This is a genomic window from Methylosinus sp. C49 (assembly GCF_009936375.1).
GTDB lineage: Bacteria > Pseudomonadota > Alphaproteobacteria > Rhizobiales > Beijerinckiaceae > Methylosinus.
On sequence record NZ_AP022332.1, the window covers coordinates 1,274,167 to 1,292,500 of the forward strand.

At 65.9% G+C, this 18,334-nt stretch carries 16 protein-coding genes (1 of these 16 cut by a window edge); 7 read left to right on the forward strand and 9 right to left on the reverse strand.

Translation table 11 applies throughout. The features are described 5' to 3' along the window. Together GYH34_RS06045 and GYH34_RS06050 are read left to right on the forward strand one after the other, a co-directional pair. The gene (locus tag GYH34_RS06045) at nt 1–1,263 is read left to right on the forward strand and encodes a PepSY-associated TM helix domain-containing protein (protein WP_161912783.1); all 1,263 of its coding nucleotides are present in this window, start codon (nt 1–3) and stop codon (nt 1,261–1,263) included. Nucleotides 1,264–1,757: 494 nt separating this feature from the next. After that, a complete protein-coding gene (locus GYH34_RS06050; protein WP_161912784.1) occupies nt 1,758–2,450 on the forward strand; it encodes a HisA/HisF-related TIM barrel protein in 693 nt (230 codons plus the stop codon). Nucleotides 2,451–2,511: 61 nt separating this feature from the next. Here GYH34_RS06050 and fae (GYH34_RS06055) read toward each other — a convergent pair whose 3' ends face one another. From fae (GYH34_RS06055) to mch, 5 genes are all read right to left on the reverse strand, one after another. Continuing rightward, nucleotides 2,512–3,078 (reverse strand): formaldehyde-activating enzyme, encoded by a 567-nt coding sequence (gene fae, locus GYH34_RS06055; protein ID WP_161912785.1) that lies wholly within the window; start codon nt 3,076–3,078, stop codon nt 2,512–2,514. Nucleotides 3,079–3,346: 268 nt separating this feature from the next. Next, complete coding sequence (gene fae / locus GYH34_RS06060; protein ID WP_161914912.1) at nt 3,347–3,856, reverse strand: formaldehyde-activating enzyme; 510 nt, start codon at nt 3,854–3,856, stop codon at nt 3,347–3,349. 138 nt (nt 3,857–3,994) lie between these two features. Then, nucleotides 3,995–4,864, reverse strand: a complete 870-nt coding sequence (locus tag GYH34_RS06065; protein WP_161912786.1) for a triphosphoribosyl-dephospho-CoA synthase — start codon at nt 4,862–4,864, stop codon at nt 3,995–3,997. After that, the gene (locus GYH34_RS06070) at nt 4,857–5,828 is read right to left on the reverse strand and encodes a RimK family alpha-L-glutamate ligase (protein ID WP_161912787.1); all 972 of its coding nucleotides are present in this window, start codon (nt 5,826–5,828) and stop codon (nt 4,857–4,859) included. The genes GYH34_RS06065 and GYH34_RS06070 overlap by 8 nt, the downstream gene beginning before the upstream one ends. After that, entirely contained in the window at nt 5,782–6,759 is a 978-nt protein-coding gene (mch, locus tag GYH34_RS06075) for a methenyltetrahydromethanopterin cyclohydrolase (RefSeq protein WP_161912788.1), read from the reverse strand. The genes GYH34_RS06070 and mch overlap by 47 nt, the downstream gene beginning before the upstream one ends. 211 nt (nt 6,760–6,970) lie before the next feature. Between mch and GYH34_RS06080 the strand changes: the two genes are divergently transcribed. After that, nucleotides 6,971–7,165, forward strand: coding sequence for a hypothetical protein (locus GYH34_RS06080; protein ID WP_018266688.1), 195 nt, complete (start codon nt 6,971–6,973; stop codon nt 7,163–7,165). Nucleotides 7,166–7,289: 124 nt separating this feature from the next. On the opposite strand, the gene GYH34_RS06085 is transcribed toward GYH34_RS06080, so the two are convergent. Continuing rightward, entirely contained in the window at nt 7,290–7,907 is a 618-nt protein-coding gene (locus GYH34_RS06085) for an NAD(P)H-dependent oxidoreductase (RefSeq protein WP_161912789.1), read from the reverse strand. 77 nt (nt 7,908–7,984) lie between these two features. Here GYH34_RS06085 and GYH34_RS06090 point away from each other — a divergent pair, with 77 nt between their 5' ends. Together GYH34_RS06090 and GYH34_RS06095 are read left to right on the forward strand one after the other, a co-directional pair. Next, nucleotides 7,985–8,395, forward strand: a complete 411-nt coding sequence (locus tag GYH34_RS06090) for a helix-turn-helix domain-containing protein (RefSeq protein ID WP_161912790.1) — start codon at nt 7,985–7,987, stop codon at nt 8,393–8,395. A gap of 209 nt (nt 8,396–8,604) precedes the next feature. Continuing rightward, a complete protein-coding gene (locus GYH34_RS06095; RefSeq protein ID WP_161912791.1) occupies nt 8,605–9,246 on the forward strand; it encodes a PadR family transcriptional regulator in 642 nt (213 codons plus the stop codon). An 18-nt stretch (nt 9,247–9,264) separates the two neighbouring features. Here GYH34_RS06095 and glmS read toward each other — a convergent pair whose 3' ends face one another. The 3 genes from glmS to glmU form a co-directional block, all read right to left on the reverse strand. Further along, entirely contained in the window at nt 9,265–11,091 is a 1,827-nt protein-coding gene (gene glmS / locus GYH34_RS06100; RefSeq protein ID WP_161912792.1) for a glutamine--fructose-6-phosphate transaminase (isomerizing), read from the reverse strand. A 76-nt stretch (nt 11,092–11,167) separates the two neighbouring features. Then, entirely contained in the window at nt 11,168–12,997 is a 1,830-nt protein-coding gene (locus GYH34_RS06105) for a DMP19 family protein (RefSeq protein WP_161912793.1), read from the reverse strand. Nucleotides 12,998–13,137: 140 nt separating this feature from the next. After that, nucleotides 13,138–14,496: a bifunctional UDP-N-acetylglucosamine diphosphorylase/glucosamine-1-phosphate N-acetyltransferase GlmU gene (gene glmU / locus GYH34_RS06110; RefSeq protein ID WP_244635292.1), complete on the reverse strand. Its 1,359-nt coding sequence runs from the start codon at nt 14,494–14,496 to the stop codon at nt 13,138–13,140. Between the two features lie 264 nt (nt 14,497–14,760). Between glmU and GYH34_RS06115 the strand changes: the two genes are divergently transcribed. Next, nucleotides 14,761–16,299: a glucan biosynthesis protein gene (locus GYH34_RS06115; protein WP_161912794.1), complete on the forward strand. Its 1,539-nt coding sequence runs from the start codon at nt 14,761–14,763 to the stop codon at nt 16,297–16,299. Continuing rightward, nucleotides 16,287–18,334: the 5' portion of a glucans biosynthesis glucosyltransferase MdoH gene (mdoH, locus tag GYH34_RS06120; protein ID WP_161912795.1), read on the forward strand. It continues 190 nt past the right edge of the window; the window shows 2,048 of its 2,238 coding nt (coding positions 1–2,048); the start codon lies at nt 16,287–16,289; its stop codon lies off the right edge, out of view. The genes GYH34_RS06115 and mdoH overlap by 13 nt, the downstream gene beginning before the upstream one ends.

Genomic DNA, 18,334 nt, shown 5'->3' on the forward strand with positions numbered 1-18,334 from the left:
ATGTCTCGCGCCTTCTGGGTGCGGGTTCATCGCTGGGCGGGCTTGGCGATGGCGGGATTTCTCGTCATCGTCGGCGCCACGGGAAGCGTCCTCGCCTTTCGTGACGAGATCGACGTCTGTCTCAATCCAGACCTTCTGACCGTCGCGGCGCGCGACGCCGCCGCGCTCGATCCCCTCGAGCTGAGAGAGCGCGCTGCGGCGCTCTATCCGGGCGCGCGCATCGACGATGCGTCGCTCGAGGTCGAGCCCGGCCGCTCCTACATGGCCCGCGTCTGGACGAAAGGGGAAGGGGAATCGGCTGCGTTGATCTTTCTCTATCTCGACCCTTATTCGGGAGAGAGGCTCGGGACGCGCAGCTGGGGCGTCGTCTCGCTCGACCGAAAAAATCTGCTCTTTTTTCTCTATCGCCTGCACTACACGCTCGCCCTGCCGGCCTTCACCGGAAGCTTCGGAAGCTATCTGCTCGGCGTCGCCGCGCTCATTTGGACGATAGACTGTTTCGTCGCCTTCTACCTCACCTTGCCGCCGAGGCGGCGCGACCGGAGCAACGCGTCCCACGCCGCAAAATCCTGGTGGGATCGGTGGCGACCGGCTTGGCGGATCAAACTCGACGGCGGCGCATATCGCGTCAATTTCGACATTCATCGCGCCTTCGGCCTATGGACCTGGGCGATGCTGCTGGTCTTCGCTTGGTCGGGCGTCGGCTTCAATCTCGACGTGGTCTATCGCCCGACGATGAAGGCGCTGTTCGGCTTCGCCGAGCTTCCTGCCGCTCTGCCTGCGCGGGCCGAACCGCTCGACGCGCCGTTTCTCGACTGGCGCGCGGCTCGCGTCGTCGGGCGCAGGCTGCTCGACGAGCAGGCGCGTCGAGCGGGTTTTTCCATCGAGAGCGAGACGCTTCTCTCTTATGATCGCAGCCGCGGCGTCTACGCGCTCGTCGCGCATAGTTCGCCGACGATCGCAGCGAATGCGCGAGCGATGGTCGTTTTCGACGCCGACTCGGGCGCTCTGCGCGCAGCGACCTGGCCAGGAGACTCTGCTGAGAAAGCGGGAAATTCGATTGGTCGATGGCTCGCGCGTCTCCATACCGCTTCCATCTTCGGCCTGCCGATGAAGATTCTCGTCTGCGTGATGGGCTTCGCGATCTGCGCGCTCTCCGTCACCGGCGTCCATATCTGCAGGAAGAAACGGAAAGCGCTACGCTTCCGCGAGGCGCATGGCGGAGCCGCGCGCGCGCCGCTGGAGCCGATGGACTCCGAGTAACCGCCTCATGTGTCAGATCGAGGTTTGCGACGGCGCCGATCCGGCGATCTTCGTCGCGCCCATCGCCGAGCGCGCCTTCGACTGGCCCGGCCTCGCCTTGGGCCTCTTTCTGAGTTGGCCACTCGTTTTCGTTGCCGGCGTCATCCGCCGGCGGCAAAAACGCGGTGCGCGGGAAGCTGTAGCGCTGAGGCAAATAAGATCGCGCTGGCGAAGAGAGACCCCTGAGCGTCTCTCCCGGCGCGCGATCGAATAGTCGGCGACAAACATCGTCGATGTTCGATTGATTTCTCGCGAGGCTCGTCGCCGCCGATCACCGGAGCGTTACCTGGGCCATGCGGGCCATGAGCTTCTATGTTCATACGCTCCAGCGTGCCGAACGTCCGCGAAATCCAGGCAAAGAGGACCTTCACATGGTCCAGGTCGAACGGCCGTTCATGGCAACTTCAAAGCGCGCCGCCGTCGCGCGGGCGTGGGTTATCCCTTATAACGCCCCCATGCGGATCATCCCCGTCATCGACCTCAAAGGCGGCCATGTCGTGCGCGCCTTTCGGGGCGAGCGCGCTTCCTATGCGCCGATCGTCACGCCGCTCGCCGCCGGCAGCGCGCCGGAGGCGATCGTCGCGGGATTTCTGCGGCTCTTTGCTTTCGATACGCTCTATATCGCCGATCTCGACGCGATCGAGCGATGCGGCGATCATGGCGCGGTGATCGACGCGCTGGCGCAGAGCTTTCCGCAAGTCTCTTTCTGGGTCGATGACGGCGTCCGGTCCGATGCGGCGCCTGGACCGCGAGCCTCGAGGCTCGCCAATCTCGCGCCCGTCATCGGCAGCGAGAGCCTCGCGCAGCATGTCGTCCCCGATCTCTCGCGCGAGGCGCGCGCGATTCTCTCGCTGGATTTTCGCGGCGACGAATTTCTCGGACCGCCTGCGCTGCTCGACGATCCGCGGCTCTGGCCGCCGCGAATCATCGCCATGACTCTGGCGCGCGTCGGCGCCTTTGCGGGGCCGGATGTCGCGCTTTTATCCTCGCTGGCGCGCCGCGCGCCGGGCCGGGAAATCTACGCCGCCGGCGGGCTGCGCGATGCGCGCGATCTCGAGGCCTTGGCGCGCATCGGCGTCGCCGGCGCGCTCGTCGCCTCGGCGCTGCACGATGGGCGGCTGTCGCCCGACGATTTGCGCGGAGCATAAAAAGAAAGAGGAGCCGCGGTCGGCGGCTCCTCTTTAGTCGATTGCGGGCTTGCGCTGCGCCTCAGTCGGCGGCGGCGAAGGGGTGCTTGGCGGTCACGCGCTCGGAGAGCACCTTGGAAGCGCTCGGATCGCCCTTCATCGCGCGGGCGATTGCTTCCTTCGTGGCGCGATAGTTGAAGTCCTGGATCTTCTGATCGTCATTGGCTTCCCAATGAATGAACACGCCGACCGAGATGAAGAGGTCGTCGGCCTGCTCGATCGGGATGATCCCCTCGGCGACGCTGTCGGCGACGGCCTTGGCGACGCCATATTGCGCCGGGCCGAACATCTGAACGGCCTGCTTGGCGTTCTTGATCGTCACCTTGTTGAAGAGGATGGTGTAGGGCTTGACCAGAAGGTTCGGCGCGACGACGGCGAGCAGGGTGGTGAAGCCGTCCTTATTATTGACGAGCGCATTGGCGAAAGCCGTCTCGGCCGAGCTGCCGCGCGGACCCATCAGCAGGTCGATGTGCGCGACCTCATTGCCTTCGCCGACGAGCGATTCGCCGACAAGCAGCTTGGGAGTCGAGGAGCTGGAGCCGGCCTTCGGAAAGAGGGCGCCCAGAATCTTGTCCAGTATCGAAGCCATATTCGATTTCCTTTCGGTCTGTTCGTCACGCCTTGGCGGCGTTGTTCTCGGCCTGCGCGAGGCCCCCCAATCTCGCTGCAACTTCCGTCAGGAAGCCGACTGGTGACGCGCCGACCGCGGATCGATTCGCTTCAATTCGAGTCGACGAAGAGGAGCCGCGGACGGCTCCTCGAAAATCCGGCGACGGAGCGCCGCATCGCAGCGAGGCGACGACGCGCGCGAGGCGCGCCGACGCTCGCCGACGCTCGCCGGCCGAACGAGCGTGAGCTCAGTTCGCGCCGAAAGGATGCTTGACGTCGTTGCGCTTGGCGACGACCTCGGCGGCCTTCGGCTCGCCCTTGACGGCGCGCGCGATGGCTTCCTTCGTGGCCTGATAGTTATACTCCTGGATCTTCTTGTCGTCGTTGGCTTCCCAGTGGATGAACACGCCGACGGAGATGAACAGGTCATCGGCCTCGGCGACCGGGATCACGCCTTCGGCGACGGAGTCGGCGACGGCCTTGGCGACGCCGGCCTGAGCCGGTCCGAACATCTGAACGGCCTGCTTGGCGTTCTTGATGGTGACCTTGTTGAACAGGATCGTGTTCGGCTTGGCCAGCAGATTCGGCGCAACGACGGCGAGCAGCGTGGTGAAGCCGTCCTTGTTGTTGACGAGCGCGTTGGCGAAGGCGGTCTCGGCCGCGCTGCCGCGCGGTCCGATCAGGAGGTCGATGTGAGCGACTTCATTGCCTTCGCCGACGAGCGACTCGCCGACCATGAGCTTGTTGATCAGGGCCATGTTTCTTCCTTTCGATAAACTCGACTTGTCGCCCACGCGGCTGCCAGCGCGGGCGCCTCCCTCTGTCTCTCCGGCGTCAGGCCGAAATGCGGCCGAGCCGGACGAGCCGGTCGCGAGACCATCTCGCGCGGCGCGAACTCAACCATTTTTGTGGACGTTCGGCAAGATGGCGAGGAGATAATCGACAAAAAGCGCGGCGACCGTCAGGTCCGCGCAGGCGCCCGGATTATAGCCGCTTTTTTTGAGAGAATGATCCAGCTCCAGCGCGATGTGGAACATGGAATCTCTGTCTTGCGCGGCGTCGAGAAGAGAAGCCGCTTCTTGAAAGCGCGTCAAGGTCTCGAGAGCGACTTTTTCGCCGAATTTCCGCTGGATATGCGTGTCGGCAAAAAGTCGTGCGTAAGTCATGAATAGAAGCAGCGTCACCGTCTCGCGGTCGTGGCCGCGCGCCCGCGCGCCGCGGATCGCTTCCTGGCCCAGACCGAAAATGTCAGCGAATCCATTCGCATATTGCCGTGCGACGAGATCGCGGTCGGCGGCGAGCGCCATGGCGTCGCCCAGCGAGATTTGCGCCGGCGCGGCGACATCGTGCTGCGGCGCGGAGCCCAATCCGGCGGGCGAGGCGCGCATTATGGCGCGAAAGGCGAGATCGGCGTCCGCCGAATCGAGCGATTTCAGCGTCGCTGCGAGCTTTTCGGCGAGGCCCTCTTCGCCCTCTCGCAACGCGGCGTGAGCAATTGGCGCGCATAAGAGAATAATGCCGAGATTTGTGTTGCAGCCGACGCGCGCCCAGGTCGCTTCCACTGCTCCGAGGATGCGGGTCCCGACGCTCGCGCCCGTCGCGGCGAGATGTGGAGCCGCGGCGGCGGCGCTGGCGATGAAGTCCTGCGCCTCCATGCCATGGCCCGGCGCATATATATGGACATTGCCGGGCTTGGGCGCGGCGAGTTCGTTCTCGCAGGCGGCGATGAAGGCGCGCGCGATCTGTTCCGAAAGCGGCTCAGCCATTGGCGCGGCGCGCCGCGACGCCGATCGCCGCCATTATGTCGCCGGCGAGGCGCTCGGCGATCTGGAAAGGAGTCACGCTCTGCAGCCCGCTCCAGCCCGGCATACTATTGACCTCCAGCACCATGGGCAGGCCGTCGGCGCCGGCGATAATGTCGACGCCGGCGAAATCCGCGCTGAGCGCGGCGGCGGCGCGCAGCGCCAATTCGCGCTCGCGCGCGCTCGGCTCGCAGGGCGTCGGCTTCGCGCCCTGGCGGATATTGGTGATCCAGCGTCGCGAGCGCCGCCGCATCGCGCCGATGATCTCGCCATGGGAGACGAGAATGCGCATATCCTCGTACCAGACGTCCCGCGGGGGGACGAAGCGCTGCAGATAGAAGACGCCGCGCGCTTCCTCCGTCGTCGGCAGATCCTCCTCGCGGCGAATGAGCTTCAAGCCCCAGCCCTGCGCGCCGAACAAAGGCTTCAGCACCAGCGGCGCGAGGCCGCATTCGCTGCGGATGATGCGCAGCGCCTCCGCGCGCGAGCCGGTCACGAAGGTGGCGGGAGTCGGAATGCGCGCGGCGGCGAGCAGAAAGCTCGCTGCGGATTTGTCGGTGCAGCGCTCGATCGCGCGCGCGCTATTGACCAGCGGAACGCCGAGCGCGTCGAGCGCATGTAGCACGCCGAGCCGCAGCGTGATCGTCTCCAGCGAGCCGTCGCCGATCGCGCGCACGACGGCGGCGTCCGGCAGACAGCCGTGAAAGCCAGGAATGGCGATGTGCTGCGGCCGCGTCGTGTCGATCTTGCAGGCGCTAAGGCGCACGGGAACGGCCCGCGCGCCATGGCGCGCGAAGCCCTTGATGAGGCGCTCGACATGCCAGTCGAGCTCGTCGGTGAAAATGGCGATGCGCGGCGCCCCCTCGCGGGGGCGCGCGGGCTCAGCCGAAAGAGGCTTCGAGCAGTTTTTCGTCGATAGCTCCGCCACGGAAAGTCTCGCCTGTCTCCACTGCCGTCACGATCGCCTCGGCGGGCGAGAACAGGCTGGGGTCGATCTTGTAGAAGTCGCCCTTATACGCTTTGAAAATTTCCGCGAAAGGCCGTCCGTAGTCGCGCGAGGTCGAGCTCGGCAGCTTCTCGGCCAGCTCCTTGGCAGCCGCCGCCGATCCACGCACGAAGAGATGGGCGCGGCCGGAGTAGATGATCGCGTCATTGGTGCGGCCCATGGCCGTGACGAAATCGGGATGAGGCGGCGAGAGCGGCGCGGTGGCTATGCCGTCCACGATATGCTCGAGCGGGAATTTCAGCTCATGCGCCTTGTGCAGCGCCACCTCGAGCACGCGGCCGACGACCTGCACGCTGCCGGCGAGGCTCTGCGTCGGCGCATAGATAAAGGCGAGCTTGTCGGGCGAGACGCCGCAATCATTGGCGACCTTGGCCACGACGGCCTCCGGCGGCGGCGCGCCGGCCTCGAGCACGATGGTCGAGCGGTCGGCGGAGTCCTTATAAGGAAGCTCCTGGAACAGGGCCTCCTTGCGCGCCAGCGAGCGGCCGGGGCCGGAGCCGAGCGCGAAGAATTTCTCATGGGAGAGGCTCCAGCCGGCATATTGGCTGGCGAGGCATGCGACGACCGGATCATTGCTGGAGACGGTCAGCCAGAAGGGCCAGTTCTTCTGGCCCGGAGCCGGCGAGAGCGTGACCTTGCCGAGGCCGCCGAGGCAGATCTCCGTGAGCAGCAGGCCTGCGTCTATGCCGCCCGCCACCTCGGCGCCGGCGTCGATCAGCAGCTCTCCGAGGCTTCCGCGCGAAACGGCGAGGCGATAGCGCTCCGCGCCCGCGACGAGCCTGTCGACGATCTCGCCCGCCAGCGCGTTGACGCTCGCCGTGGCGCGCCCGCTCGTATCCAATGTCCCTGTCACGTCTTTTGTCCTCGATTGGGGACCGGCTCCTCGGGCCGGCCGAAATTGCGGCGCGACTTTACTAAGCTTTCGTCCCGGGCGAAAGCCGCGCCGGGCGAAAGGCCTGTCACTCCCCCGTCAAGAGACTCTCACGAGAGCATTACACGCGCCTGCTAGGAGAGGAGCCGTGATGCGGCGTCCAATGGCTTACTCTTCTCTAGGAGAAGCGCAAATGGCCGACAATATCGCGGAAAAGTCCGGCGAGGCCGGCAAGAAGGACAATAACACGGGCAAGCTGATCGCCGGCGGTCTCGCCGCGGTCATCGGCGGGGTGGTGGGCTATGGCCTGTTGGGCGGCCCGGCCATCATCGCCAGCGCAGTGGTTTTCGGTCTCATCGGAGCGGCGCTGGGCTCCGTGTTCGATTGATCGCGTCGGTTGCGTGTGGCGTCGCGAGTCGCCGCCTTTCCGGCGGTCGTGCGGAATTCTAGGACGTAGTCATTTCCCCTTCAGGTCGCGGCCCCACGTCGTTCCGTGGGGCCGTTTTTTTGTTTCAGGCGGCCGCCAGCGCGGCGATGTCGCGGCGGGCGGAGGCGAGCGCCTCCTCCTTCTGCGCCGGGCCGAGGCCGACGCCCTCGGCGCGGACGAAGGCGAAATCGGTGACGCCGAGATTGCCGAAGGTGGTGCGGAGATAGGCCTCCTGATGATCCTGCGCCGAAAGCGTCGCATTGCCCTCATAGAGGCTGCCGCGGGTCGAGACGACGATGAGGCGCTTGCCGGTCACGAGGCCCTTGAGCCCGTCCGCCGTATAGGCGAAGGTCTTGCCCGGCACGACGAGATGGTCGATCCAGCCGCGCAATTGCGTGGGAATGGAGAAATTATACATTGGCGCGCCGATCACGACGATATCGGCGGCGAGAAACTCCTCCAGAATCTTGCGGGCGGTGGCAAGCTCGGCCCGCAGCGCCGCATCCCCCGGGTCCGTCCCGGCTCCGCGAGCGAAAAAGAGCGCGCTGGAGAGAATGGGCGGCGCCGCGGCGGCGACGTCGCGATAGGCGACCTCGAGGCCGGGGATATCGCCGCGCAGCTTCTCCACCAATTCGGCGGTGAGGCGGCGGCTCAGCGATTTCTCTCCCATAATGCTCGAGTCTATTTGCAACAGGCGGGTCATGCGGCTCGCTCCTGGTATAAAGAGGTAACTTAGGCTAGCTTGCTTCCTATCGGCGCGGCGCGCAAGGAGGCACATTTTTGGAACGGGGTCACATTCATGTTCCTGCCCAATGCGGGCGCATTGCGGCCATTCTATCGCGGATCGGCGACAAATGGACCGTGCTGGTCGTCGAATCGCTCGGGAACGGGCCTTTGCGCTTCAACGAGCTGCGACGTCGCATCGGGGGCATTTCGCAGCGCATGCTGACGTTGACGCTGCGCGCGGCCGAACGCGACGGCTTCGTGACGCGCACCGTCTATCCCACAATTCCGCCCCGCGTCGATTATGAGCTGACGCCGCTCGGCCGTTCCTTGCGCGAGCCGCTGCACAGGCTCGGCGATTGGGCGCTCGCGCATGTCGAGACGATAGAGGAGTCTCGGCGCCGCTTCGACGCCGAGGCGGAAAAGCAGGCCGCCACGCCACGGCCGCAGCGCGCCGCCGGCGCGTGAGTGGAGCTCCGATCCGGCCGGCCACATCAACTCATTGAGCATCAGATGAAATTCTGCGGAGCGGCGATGCTCCGACCGCATCCTGACGTAGCCGGGGGAAGGCGCTCGTCTGGAAAACGCGAATTTGCGGAGGCGAGCGCTTCCGACGGGCTTGACTAGATAGATATAAGATATATCTTAGACCTGTCTAAGCATAAGGAGACAGGTTTATGAAGCATCATTACTTCGGGGAGCCCGCCGGGCATCCGGCCTTCATGCTGCGCGCTATGCGCGGCGGCGGGGACGAGACTTTCGGCCGGGGAGGGCGTGGCGGCCATCGCGGCTTCGGCGGCGACGGCGGGTCTCGATTCGGCTCGCGGCATGGCGACGGCGAGCGGGGCGGCGGCCGTGGACGGCGGCGCATGTTCGAGGGAGGCGAGCTGCGGCTCGTGATCCTGCTGCTGCTCGAGAGCGAGCCGCGCCATGGCTACGACGTCATCCGCGAGATCGAGACGCGCACCGGCGGCGCCTATGCGCCGAGCCCCGGCATCGTCTATCCGACGCTGACCCTGCTCGAGGAGCTGGGACAGGTGGAGGTCCAGCCGACCGAGGGCGCCAAGAAGCTCTATGCGATCACGGAGGGCGGCAAGGCCCATCTCGAGGAGAATCGCAAGGAGGCGGAGGCCGCGCTCGCCCGTTTCGAGGAGCTGCGCGCCAGAAGCGCGGGCGTCGACACGGGGCCGGTGTTCCGGGCCATGGTCAATCTCAAGACCGTGCTGCAGCAGCGCCTCGCCGGCGCGCCGGACAAGGAGCTGGCGTTCCAGGTCGCCGATCTCATCGACGAGGCGGCCCGCAAGATCGAGCGGCTCTGACAGAGCCGCTCGAAAGCGTCACTCCACAGTGACGCTCTTGGCCAGATTGCGCGGCTGGTCCACATCCTTCCCCATGAACACCGCCACATGATAGGCGAGCAGTTGCACGGGGACGGCATAGACCAGCGGCGCGAAGGCGCCGGCGATCTCCGGCAGCTCGATGAAGCCGGCGAGCTCGGCCGCCGCCGCCTGGCGCGCCGCAGCGGAGCCGATGAGGATGAGATGGCCGCCGCGCGCGGCGACCTCTTGCAGATTGGATACGGTTTTCTCCAGAGTGGCGTCCGGCGGCGCCAGCACGATCACCGGCATGGCGTAGTCGATCAGCGCGATCGGCCCGTGCTTCAGCTCGCCGGCCGCATAGCCTTCCGCATGAATATAGGAGAGCTCCTTCAGCTTCAGCGCGCCTTCCAGCGCCAGCGGATAGGCGCCGCCGCGGCCGAGATAGAGAACGCTGGACGCGCGCGCCACATCGCGGGCGACCGGCTCGACCAGCGCCTCGCGGGCGAGGGCGGCGGCCATCTGGCCGGGCGTCGCCGCCAGCTCGCGCACCAGGCGCTTTTCATCCGCCTCGCTCAGCACGCCGCGGGCGCGCCCGAGCGCTATGGCGAGGCTGGCGAAAACGGCGAGCTGACAGGTGAAGGCCTTGGTGGAGGCGACGCCGATCTCTGGGCCGGCCAATGTCAGCGCAACGGTGTCGCTCTCGCGCGCGATGGTCGAAGTCTCGACATTGACGATGGAGAGAATGTGCTGGCCCTGCGCCTTGGCGTAGCGCAGCGCGGCCAGCGTGTCGGCCGTCTCGCCCGATTGCGAGACCAGGATCATCAGCCCATTCTCGGCCAGCGGCGCCTCGCGATAGCGGAACTCCGAGGCGATATCGATATCCACCGCGAGCCGCGCATAGCGCTCGATCCAATAGCGCGCGATGAGCCCGGCGTAAAAGGCCGTGCCGCAAGCCGATATTGTGACGCGCGAAAGCTTTTTGGGATCGAAGGGCAGAGCGAAGGGCAGGCGCACCTCGCCGGCCGAGAGATCGAGATAATGTGAGAGCGTGCGGCCGACGACCTCCGGCTGCTCGTGAATCTCCTTGGCCATGAAATGGCGGTAATTGCCCTTGTCCACGAGGAAGGAGCCCGCCTGCAACGGCTGGCGGCGGCGCTCCGCCTCCTTGCCGGCGGCGTCGTAGAAAGTGATCTTCTCGCGCGTCAGCACGACATGATCGCCCTCCTCGAGATAGGCGATCTGGCGCGCGAAAGGCGCCAGCGCCAGAGCGTCGGAGCCGAGATAGACGCCGTCGTCTCCCCAGCCGGCGGCGAGCGGCGCGCCGCGGCGGGCGCCGATCAGCAGATCTTCCTCGCCCTCGAAGAGGAAGGCGAGCGCGAAAGCGCCATCGAGCCGGGCGAGCGTGGCCGCGACCGCCTCGCGCGGCGCGGCGCCCTTGCTGCGCTCCTCGCCGACGAGATGGGCGACGACTTCCGTATCCGTCTCGGTGGCGAAGACATGGCCCTTGCCGGTCAGCTCCTCGCGCAATTCGCGAAAATTCTCGATGATGCCATTGTGGACCACGGCGAGCCCGCCGCTCGTATGTGGATGGGCGTTGGTCTCGGTGGGACGGCCATGGGTCGCCCAGCGCGTATGGCCTATGCCGCTCGTTCCCAGCAGCGGCGAGGCGGCGAGCTTCTCCTCGAGATTGCGCAGCTTACCGCTGGCGCGCAGGCGCGTGAGCTTGCCTTTTTCCAGCGTGGCGATGCCGGCGGAATCATAGCCGCGATATTCGAGCCGCTTCAGCGCCTCGACGAGAGAGGGCGCGACGGGCTCGCGTCCGAGAATGCCGACGATGCCGCACATGAAAGCTCTCCGAAAACGGTTGGCCCAGCCGCTTTCGTCATAGCCTGCGGCCCGGCCTTTGACGAGCTTAGCAGTTTCACGCGCTCTTCGAGGCGGCGCTCCCGCCCAAAAGCGCGCGTTCTCCGTCTTTTAGTAAACGAAACCCTTGTCGATAGGCTGTCCCGTCATCGACCACGGCGACGACGCCCACCAATTTTTCTTTTGATTCGATGCCGAAGCGGCCGGGGTCGAATGCCGACGCGCCGACCGAGGCAGGCGGCTTCGTTCGCGCGACGCGCGTGCGCATCACACGCACGATCGCAGTCCATCGTTCGGCTTTCGCTCGTGAACTCGCAAATCGCGACGCGAAAGCGACGACACCTTTTGAATGGGCCTCGACCATGGGCTCGACCTTCGGCTTGGGATAGTCGGGCCAAAACGGCGCCAGATGCTCCACGAGCAGACCGAGGGTCGGGGCCAATTGCCAGCCGAGCGCTTTGGCGTGATGCAGTCGGACGTTGGAGAAGAGCGAAGGCAGAGCGGTGAAGCTGGTCCCGGGCAGAACATCGGCGATGCTGCGCACGACATTGGGCCACCAATGCGCGATCTCGAAAAGCTGCGCCTCGACATTGTTGCGCTCCCGCAGGAAATCGTTTGGCGCGATGCGCGAGAGCGCCGCGAGCCGTTCGGGATCGAGGATGCGCAAGCCGGCCGCCGCAGCGGCGGCCATCGCGCCTATGTTGATGAGCATGGCCGCGCCTCTGTCCGGCCGCTCCAGAATCGCGATCGGCAGAGCTTCATCCGCCAGCGCGACGTCGAGCAATGTATCGGCGATTATGAGGCGGATCAGCCCGTAATCCGCGCGCGTCGCGAAAAGCGGCGAAGCGGCGCGCGGCACATGGGCGAGAAATTTCGCATTCTCGGCGAGATAGGACGCGTATATGGCGACCCGCGCGTTCGACGAGGCCCCAGCCAATGTGTCACAGAATGTGTTCATCGGCTCGGCGAAAAATTCGCCGAGCAGCGCCTCCTTGCTCGTCTCGGCGAAAGCGGCTCGCGCCGTCTCGCGAATTTTGCGCGGCTTCTCTTCCATCAGCGCGCGGCGCGCCGCTCCGTCGCCGATCGGAACGGGAGCGGAGGCGGGGTCACGGAAAAAATACACGCTCCGCAAAGAGGTTCCCGCATAGAGCATGGCTTTGTCGCCGCGCATGACGAGCGTGCGTCGCCCGCCGGATGTCGCCAATGTCCAGGCGATGCTGTCCGGTCCGGCTTTTTGGCCCACGCCGACATATTGAAACGCCACGCCGTCCGGCGCGCAGGTCGCACGCGCCGCGACATGTAGAGGGTCTTTCGCGAAGATGGCGTCGGCTCGACGCCGGACAAGATCGGCGCGCGTCTCGCGCAGAGAATTGCGTCGCATCAGAGCGTCGCGCTCGGCGGCGAGGCGATCGGGAGGCAGCGGCCGCATGATCGGAAGGGCGCGCAGCCACGCCGCATGGATTCGCTTCATGTCTTCGAGAGCGAAAAAGCGATGGTCGAGGGGAGCGAGTGAGTCTCGGAAAAACCGGCCTCCCGACATGACTTCTTCGTTCAGAGCTGCGAGGCGCGCCGGTTCGGCGCTCAAGAAAGCGAGAAATTCTTCGAAGACTTGCAGATGGTCCGACGCGCTCATCGCAGCGAGGCCGCATCGGCAATTCTCGATCGTCTGCCCGGACATGCCGCTGTTGAAGGCGAATTGCCGATGGCCGCCGTTGTTGACCTGGGCGAGATAATAATCCGAGTGATAGCACCAGAAGGCTTGCTGCGCGATCTCGCCGGGGACGAGACGGGCTTCGTTCATCGCCCAGTTCACGAAATCGACGACCGCCTCGACCAGATCTTCTTCTCCGGTCGCGTTTTCGGGAATGAGAATATTTTCAGCGATCAATCCTCGGGGTTCGAGGATTCGACCGTCATCCATCGGGTCCGATTCGACGCTATTCATGAAAAAATCCGGTCGGCGCGCTCGATCTCGAGCGTCGGCGCTGGATCACGGTACAACTCTATAGAGCAAAACTCTACAGCGCTCTATTTTTTGTCCTTCTTCGCCTTTTGGACGCGGCGGAAGCTCTCCGCCCAGCCTTGCTTCTCCATCTGGCGGCCGCGCGCCACGGCGAGGGCGTCCGCCGAGACGTCCTTGGTGACGACCGAGCCGGAGCCGATATAGGCGCCGTCGCCGATCGTCACCGGGGCGACCAGCGCCGAATTGGAGCCGATGAAGGCGTTCGCGCCGATGATGGTGCGATATTTGAAGAAACCGTCGTAATTGCAGGTGATGACGCCGGCGCCGACGTTGGAATGCGCGCCGACGGAGGCGTCGCCGATATAGGTCAGATGATTGACCTTGGCCCCTTCGCCGATCTCGGCCCCCTTGATCTCGACGAAATTGCCGACCTTGGACTGCGCCGCGAGCTTTGCGCCCGGCCGCAGCCGCCCATAGGGGCCGACCGTGGCGCGCTCGCCCACCTGCGCCCCCTCGAGATGCGAATAGGCGTGAATGACCGCGCCATCGGCGATCTCGACGCCGGGGCCGATGACGACTCCGGGCTCGATCGTCACATCGCGGCCGATCTTGGTGTCATGGGAGAGAAAGACGGTCTGCGGGGCGATCAGCGTCGCGCCGCCGAGCATGGCCGCGCGGCGGAGCCGCTCCTGGGCGACGGATTCGGCGCGGGCGAGCTGGACGCGGTCGTTGACGCCGAGAACCTCCTCCTCCGCCGCGACCACCAGCCGCGTCCCCAGCCCGGCCGCGGCGGCGCGGGCGACGATATCGGTGAGATAATATTCTTTCTGCGCATTGGCCGCGTCGATCCCGTCCAATAGCGCCAGAGCCTTGCCGCTGGAAATGGCCATCAGCCCGGCGTTGCAGAGCCGGCAGGCGCGCTCGGCCTCGTTGGCGTCCTTCTCCTCGCGAATGGCGGCGGGGCGCCCTTCTGAGTCGCAGAGTATCCGGCCATAGCCATGCGGATCGGCGGCCTCGAAGGCGAGCACGGCGACGGCGGCGCCCTCGGCCAGCGCCGCGCGCAAAGCGGCGATCGTCTCGGCGCGCACCAGCGGCGTATCGGCGAAGAGCACGACGATATCGTCCGCCCCGGCGAAGGCCTCGCGCGCCGCCAGAACGGCATGGGCGGTGCCGAGCTGCTTCTCTTGGACGAAGATTTTCGCGTCCGGCCGCTGGCGGCGGGCCTCGGCGGCGACATCCTCCTTGCCGGCGCCGATGACGACGGCGATCTCGTCCAGCGCGGTCGCGGCGGCCAGCACATGGCCGAGCATGGACCGCCCGGCGACCTCATGGAGAACCTTGGGCCGGCGCGATTTCATGCGCGTGCCTTCGCCGGCGGCGAGAATTACGGCGAGGGAGCGGCGGTCGGTCGGTCGAGCTTCCATCTTGCTGCGCGGCCTCTGGCTCATGGCGGGGAGGGGACGGCGGGGCGCGCGCCCGGCCGTTTTCCTCGCGTTCATATTCGTCCTGCTCATATGCGTCTTGGCAGATTCGCGGGCGGGGGAGCAAGCGCAGGCTCGGCGCGTGGTTTCCGCCGCGCAACCAAAAACGAAAGTTTCGTGTTCCGAAGTCCGGGCTTTCAGGTATATCCGATAGACAAGTCCGCCGTTTTTTCCCGCCCCTTCGTCAGTCACGGGTCCCGGTCCCGCATGTTCGTACGCAGAGACCTGTTGAAAGCCTCCTTGACCGCGCTCGCCGGCGGAATCTCCGGCGGCCGCGCTTTCGCCCAATCGGCTCCGCCGGCCCCGCCGCCGGCGCCCGCCATTTTCGGCCGCGAGGTGGTGATCGAGCTCGCCCGCGCGCTCGCCAAGCGTCCCTTCGCCGCCCCCTCGGCGGAGCTGCGCGAGCCTTTCGCCAATCTGAGCTATGAGCAATATGTCGGCATAAAGACGAAGGCCGGGGCGGCCATATGGAGCGGCGAGAATCGCGGCTTCTCGGTCGAGCCGCTACATAGGGGGTTCATTTTCGGCGCGCCGATCGAGCTCTATGTCGTCGAGGACAGGGTCGCCAAGCGCGTCGTCTATGACCAGGCCAAATTCGACTATGGCGGTCTGAAGGTCGGCGACAAGCTGCCGGATATCGGCTTCTCGGGCTTTCGCATCCTCGCTCCCCAGAGCGCCGGCGCGCCGGACACGGAGCTGGCTCTCTTCCAGGGCGCGAGCTTCTATCGCGCCCAGGCGCGCGGACAGACGCTCGGCGTCACCGCCCGCGGCCTCTCCATCCGCACCGCCGATCCGCGCGGCGAGGAATTTCCGATCTTCCGCAGCTTCTGGATCGAGAAGCCGACGCTCGCCGGCAACGCCCTCGTCATTCACGCTCTGCTCGACTCGCAGAGCGTCACGGGCGCCTATCTGTTCACGCTGCGGCCGGGCGAGGCGACGATCATCGACGCGGAATTCACGCTGTTCCCGCGCGTCGCCATCGATCATCTGGGGCTCGGCGGCGCGGCGGCGGCCTCGCTGTTCACCCCGCTCGACCATCGCCGCTCCGATGATCCGCGCCCCTTCGTCGCCGAGACCAATGGGCTGCAAATGCTCACCGGCAAGGACGAATGGCTGTGGAGGCCGGTCTCCAACCGCGACACGCTGCAAATCTCGGCCTTTGTCGACTCCAATCCGAAGGGCTTCGGATTTTTGACGCGCGACCGTGACATAGAGACCTACCAGGACGACATACAGCATTGGGAGCTGCGTCCTTCGCTCTGGGTGGAGCCGATCGGCGATTGGGGCGAGGGCTCGGTGCAGCTGGTCGAAATCCCCTCCGAATCGGAGGTGAACGCCAATATCGTCGCTTATTGGCGGCCCAAGCAGCCGCTCGCCGCGGGCAAGGAGGCGACTTTCGCCTATCGGCAGTTCTGGTGCTGGAGCCCGCCGGCGCGTCCGCCTTTCGCGGTCGCCGTCTCGGCTTTCGGCGGCCGCGCGCCTTCGCCGAAACTGCGCCGCTTTATCGTCCAGTTTGCGGGCGACAATCTGGGCGATCCGCAACGTGTCGCCAATCTGCGGCCCGTCTTGACGACATCGCCCGGATCGGCGACGAACATTCGCATCTATCCCAATCCGAAGGCGAAGACATGCCGCGTCGTCTTCGACGTCGATCCCGCCGGCGAGACCTTTTGCGAGCTGCGCCTCGTCCTCCATTCGGGCGACGAGCCGATCAGCGAAACTTGGCTCTATAGATGGACGGTGTAGCTCTCTCTCTCGTCGAACCCGTTCCGCCGGACGTCGCCGCTCCGCCGCCGCCCGTCGATCCCGCCGCCGCGCCGCCCATGCCGGCGGAGCGCCGGCTCGAGATGCCGACGCAATCCTTCTGGCGCTTCAAGGCGAAGGAGCGTCGCCGGCGCTCGGCGCCGAAGCTCTGGCGCACGCCTTGGATCTCGCGCTTCGTCACCTTCGGCGGCGGCCTCGCGCTCACCGCCTATGGCGGCTACGAGATGTACCGCGTCATCGACGTCGGCGGCGTCACCACGCTAAAATGGGCGCTGCTCGCGCTCTTCGTGCTGAACTTCTCCTGGATCGCGCTCTCCTTCGCCAGCGCCGTCGTCGGTTTTGTCGCGCTGCTGCTCGCGCGCCGCCCGCCGCCGCCGCCGGAAACGCTCACAGCGCGCACCGCCGTCGTCATGCCCATCTACAATGAGGCGCCGAGCCGCGTCTTCGGCGCGTTGCAGGCCATATTGCAGGATGTGGAGGCGACCGGCCTCGGCGCCCATTTCGACTGGTTCTTCCTCTCCGACACCACCAACCCCGATATCTGGATCGCCGAGGAGCGCGCCTTCGCCGCCATGCGCCGCAGGCTGGGGCCGCAGGCGCGCATCTATTATCGCCGGCGGGAGAAGAACGTCAGCCGCAAGGCCGGCAATATCGCCGATTTTGTCACCCGCTGGGGCGGCGGCTATGAGCATATGGTGGTGCTCGACGCCGACAGCTTGATGGCCGGCGACGCCATCGTGCGGCTCGCCGCCGCGATGGAGGCCGACCCGGACGCCGGCATCATCCAGACGCTGCCGCTCATCATCAATCGCAACACGCTGTTCGCGCGCGTGCAGCAATTCGCGGCGCGCATCTATGGTCCCGTCATCGCCGCCGGCCTCGCGCAATGGATGGGGCGCGACGGCAATTATTGGGGCCATAACGCGATCATTCGCACGCAGGCTTTCGCGCATCATTGCGGTCTGCCCGATCTCAAGGGCCGTCCGCCCTTCGGCGGGCATATTCTCAGCCATGATTTCGTCGAGGCGGCGCTCATTCGCCGCGCCGGCTACTCCGTCTATATGATGCCGACGCTCGGCGGCTCCTTCGAGGAGAGCCCGCCCTCGCTGATCGATCTCTCGATCCGCGACCGCCGCTGGTGCCAGGGCAATCTGCAGCATTCGCGCATTTTGGGCGCGCGCGGATTCCATTGGGCGACGCGGCAGCATTTCCTCACGGGAATCTTCGGCTATCTCACCTCGCCGCTATGGCTCTGCCAGCTCTTGGTGGGCATCGCGCTGGTCTTTCAGGCGAGCTATTTCCGGCCGGAATATTTCACCGCCAAATTCACGCTCTTCCCGGTGTGGCCGCGCTTCGACGCAGAACGCTCGCTGGCGCTGTTCGCGCTCACAATGGCGATATTGCTGGCGCCAAAATTCTTCGGCCTCATTCTCGCGATGATCGATCGCGAGACGCGGCGCGGCTCTGGCGGCATTATCATGCTGCTGATCTCGACTCTGTTCGAGGTGCTGATGTCGGCGCTGCTCGCGCCGATCATGATGCTGATCCAGACCGGCCATGTCTTTCACATTCTCTTCGGCTTCGACACCGGCTGGGACCCGCAGCGGCGCGACGACGGCTCGGTTCCCTTCAACGCCATCGTGCGCCGCCATCAATGGCATGTGGCGCTCGGCGCGCTGACCTTGGTCGCCGGCCTGATGATCTCGCCCTCGCTCGTCGCCTGGATGTCGCCGACCATCGCCGGCCTCATATTGGCGATCGGCATCTCCTATATCACCGGCCAGCGCTGGCTCGGCCTCGTGTTCCGCCGCGCCGGCGTGCTGGTGACGCCGGAGGAGACGACGACGCCCAAGATCGCGCGCAAGGGCCGCGCTCTGCATCGTCTGCTGGCGCGCGCCGGACAGGACGAGCAGAATTGCCTCGTCGCCATCCACGGCGATTCCGAGCTGCGCGCGCTGCACGAGGCCTGGCTGCCGGCGCGCCCGCCGCGCAAGCGCGGCTCCATATCTGCCGATCG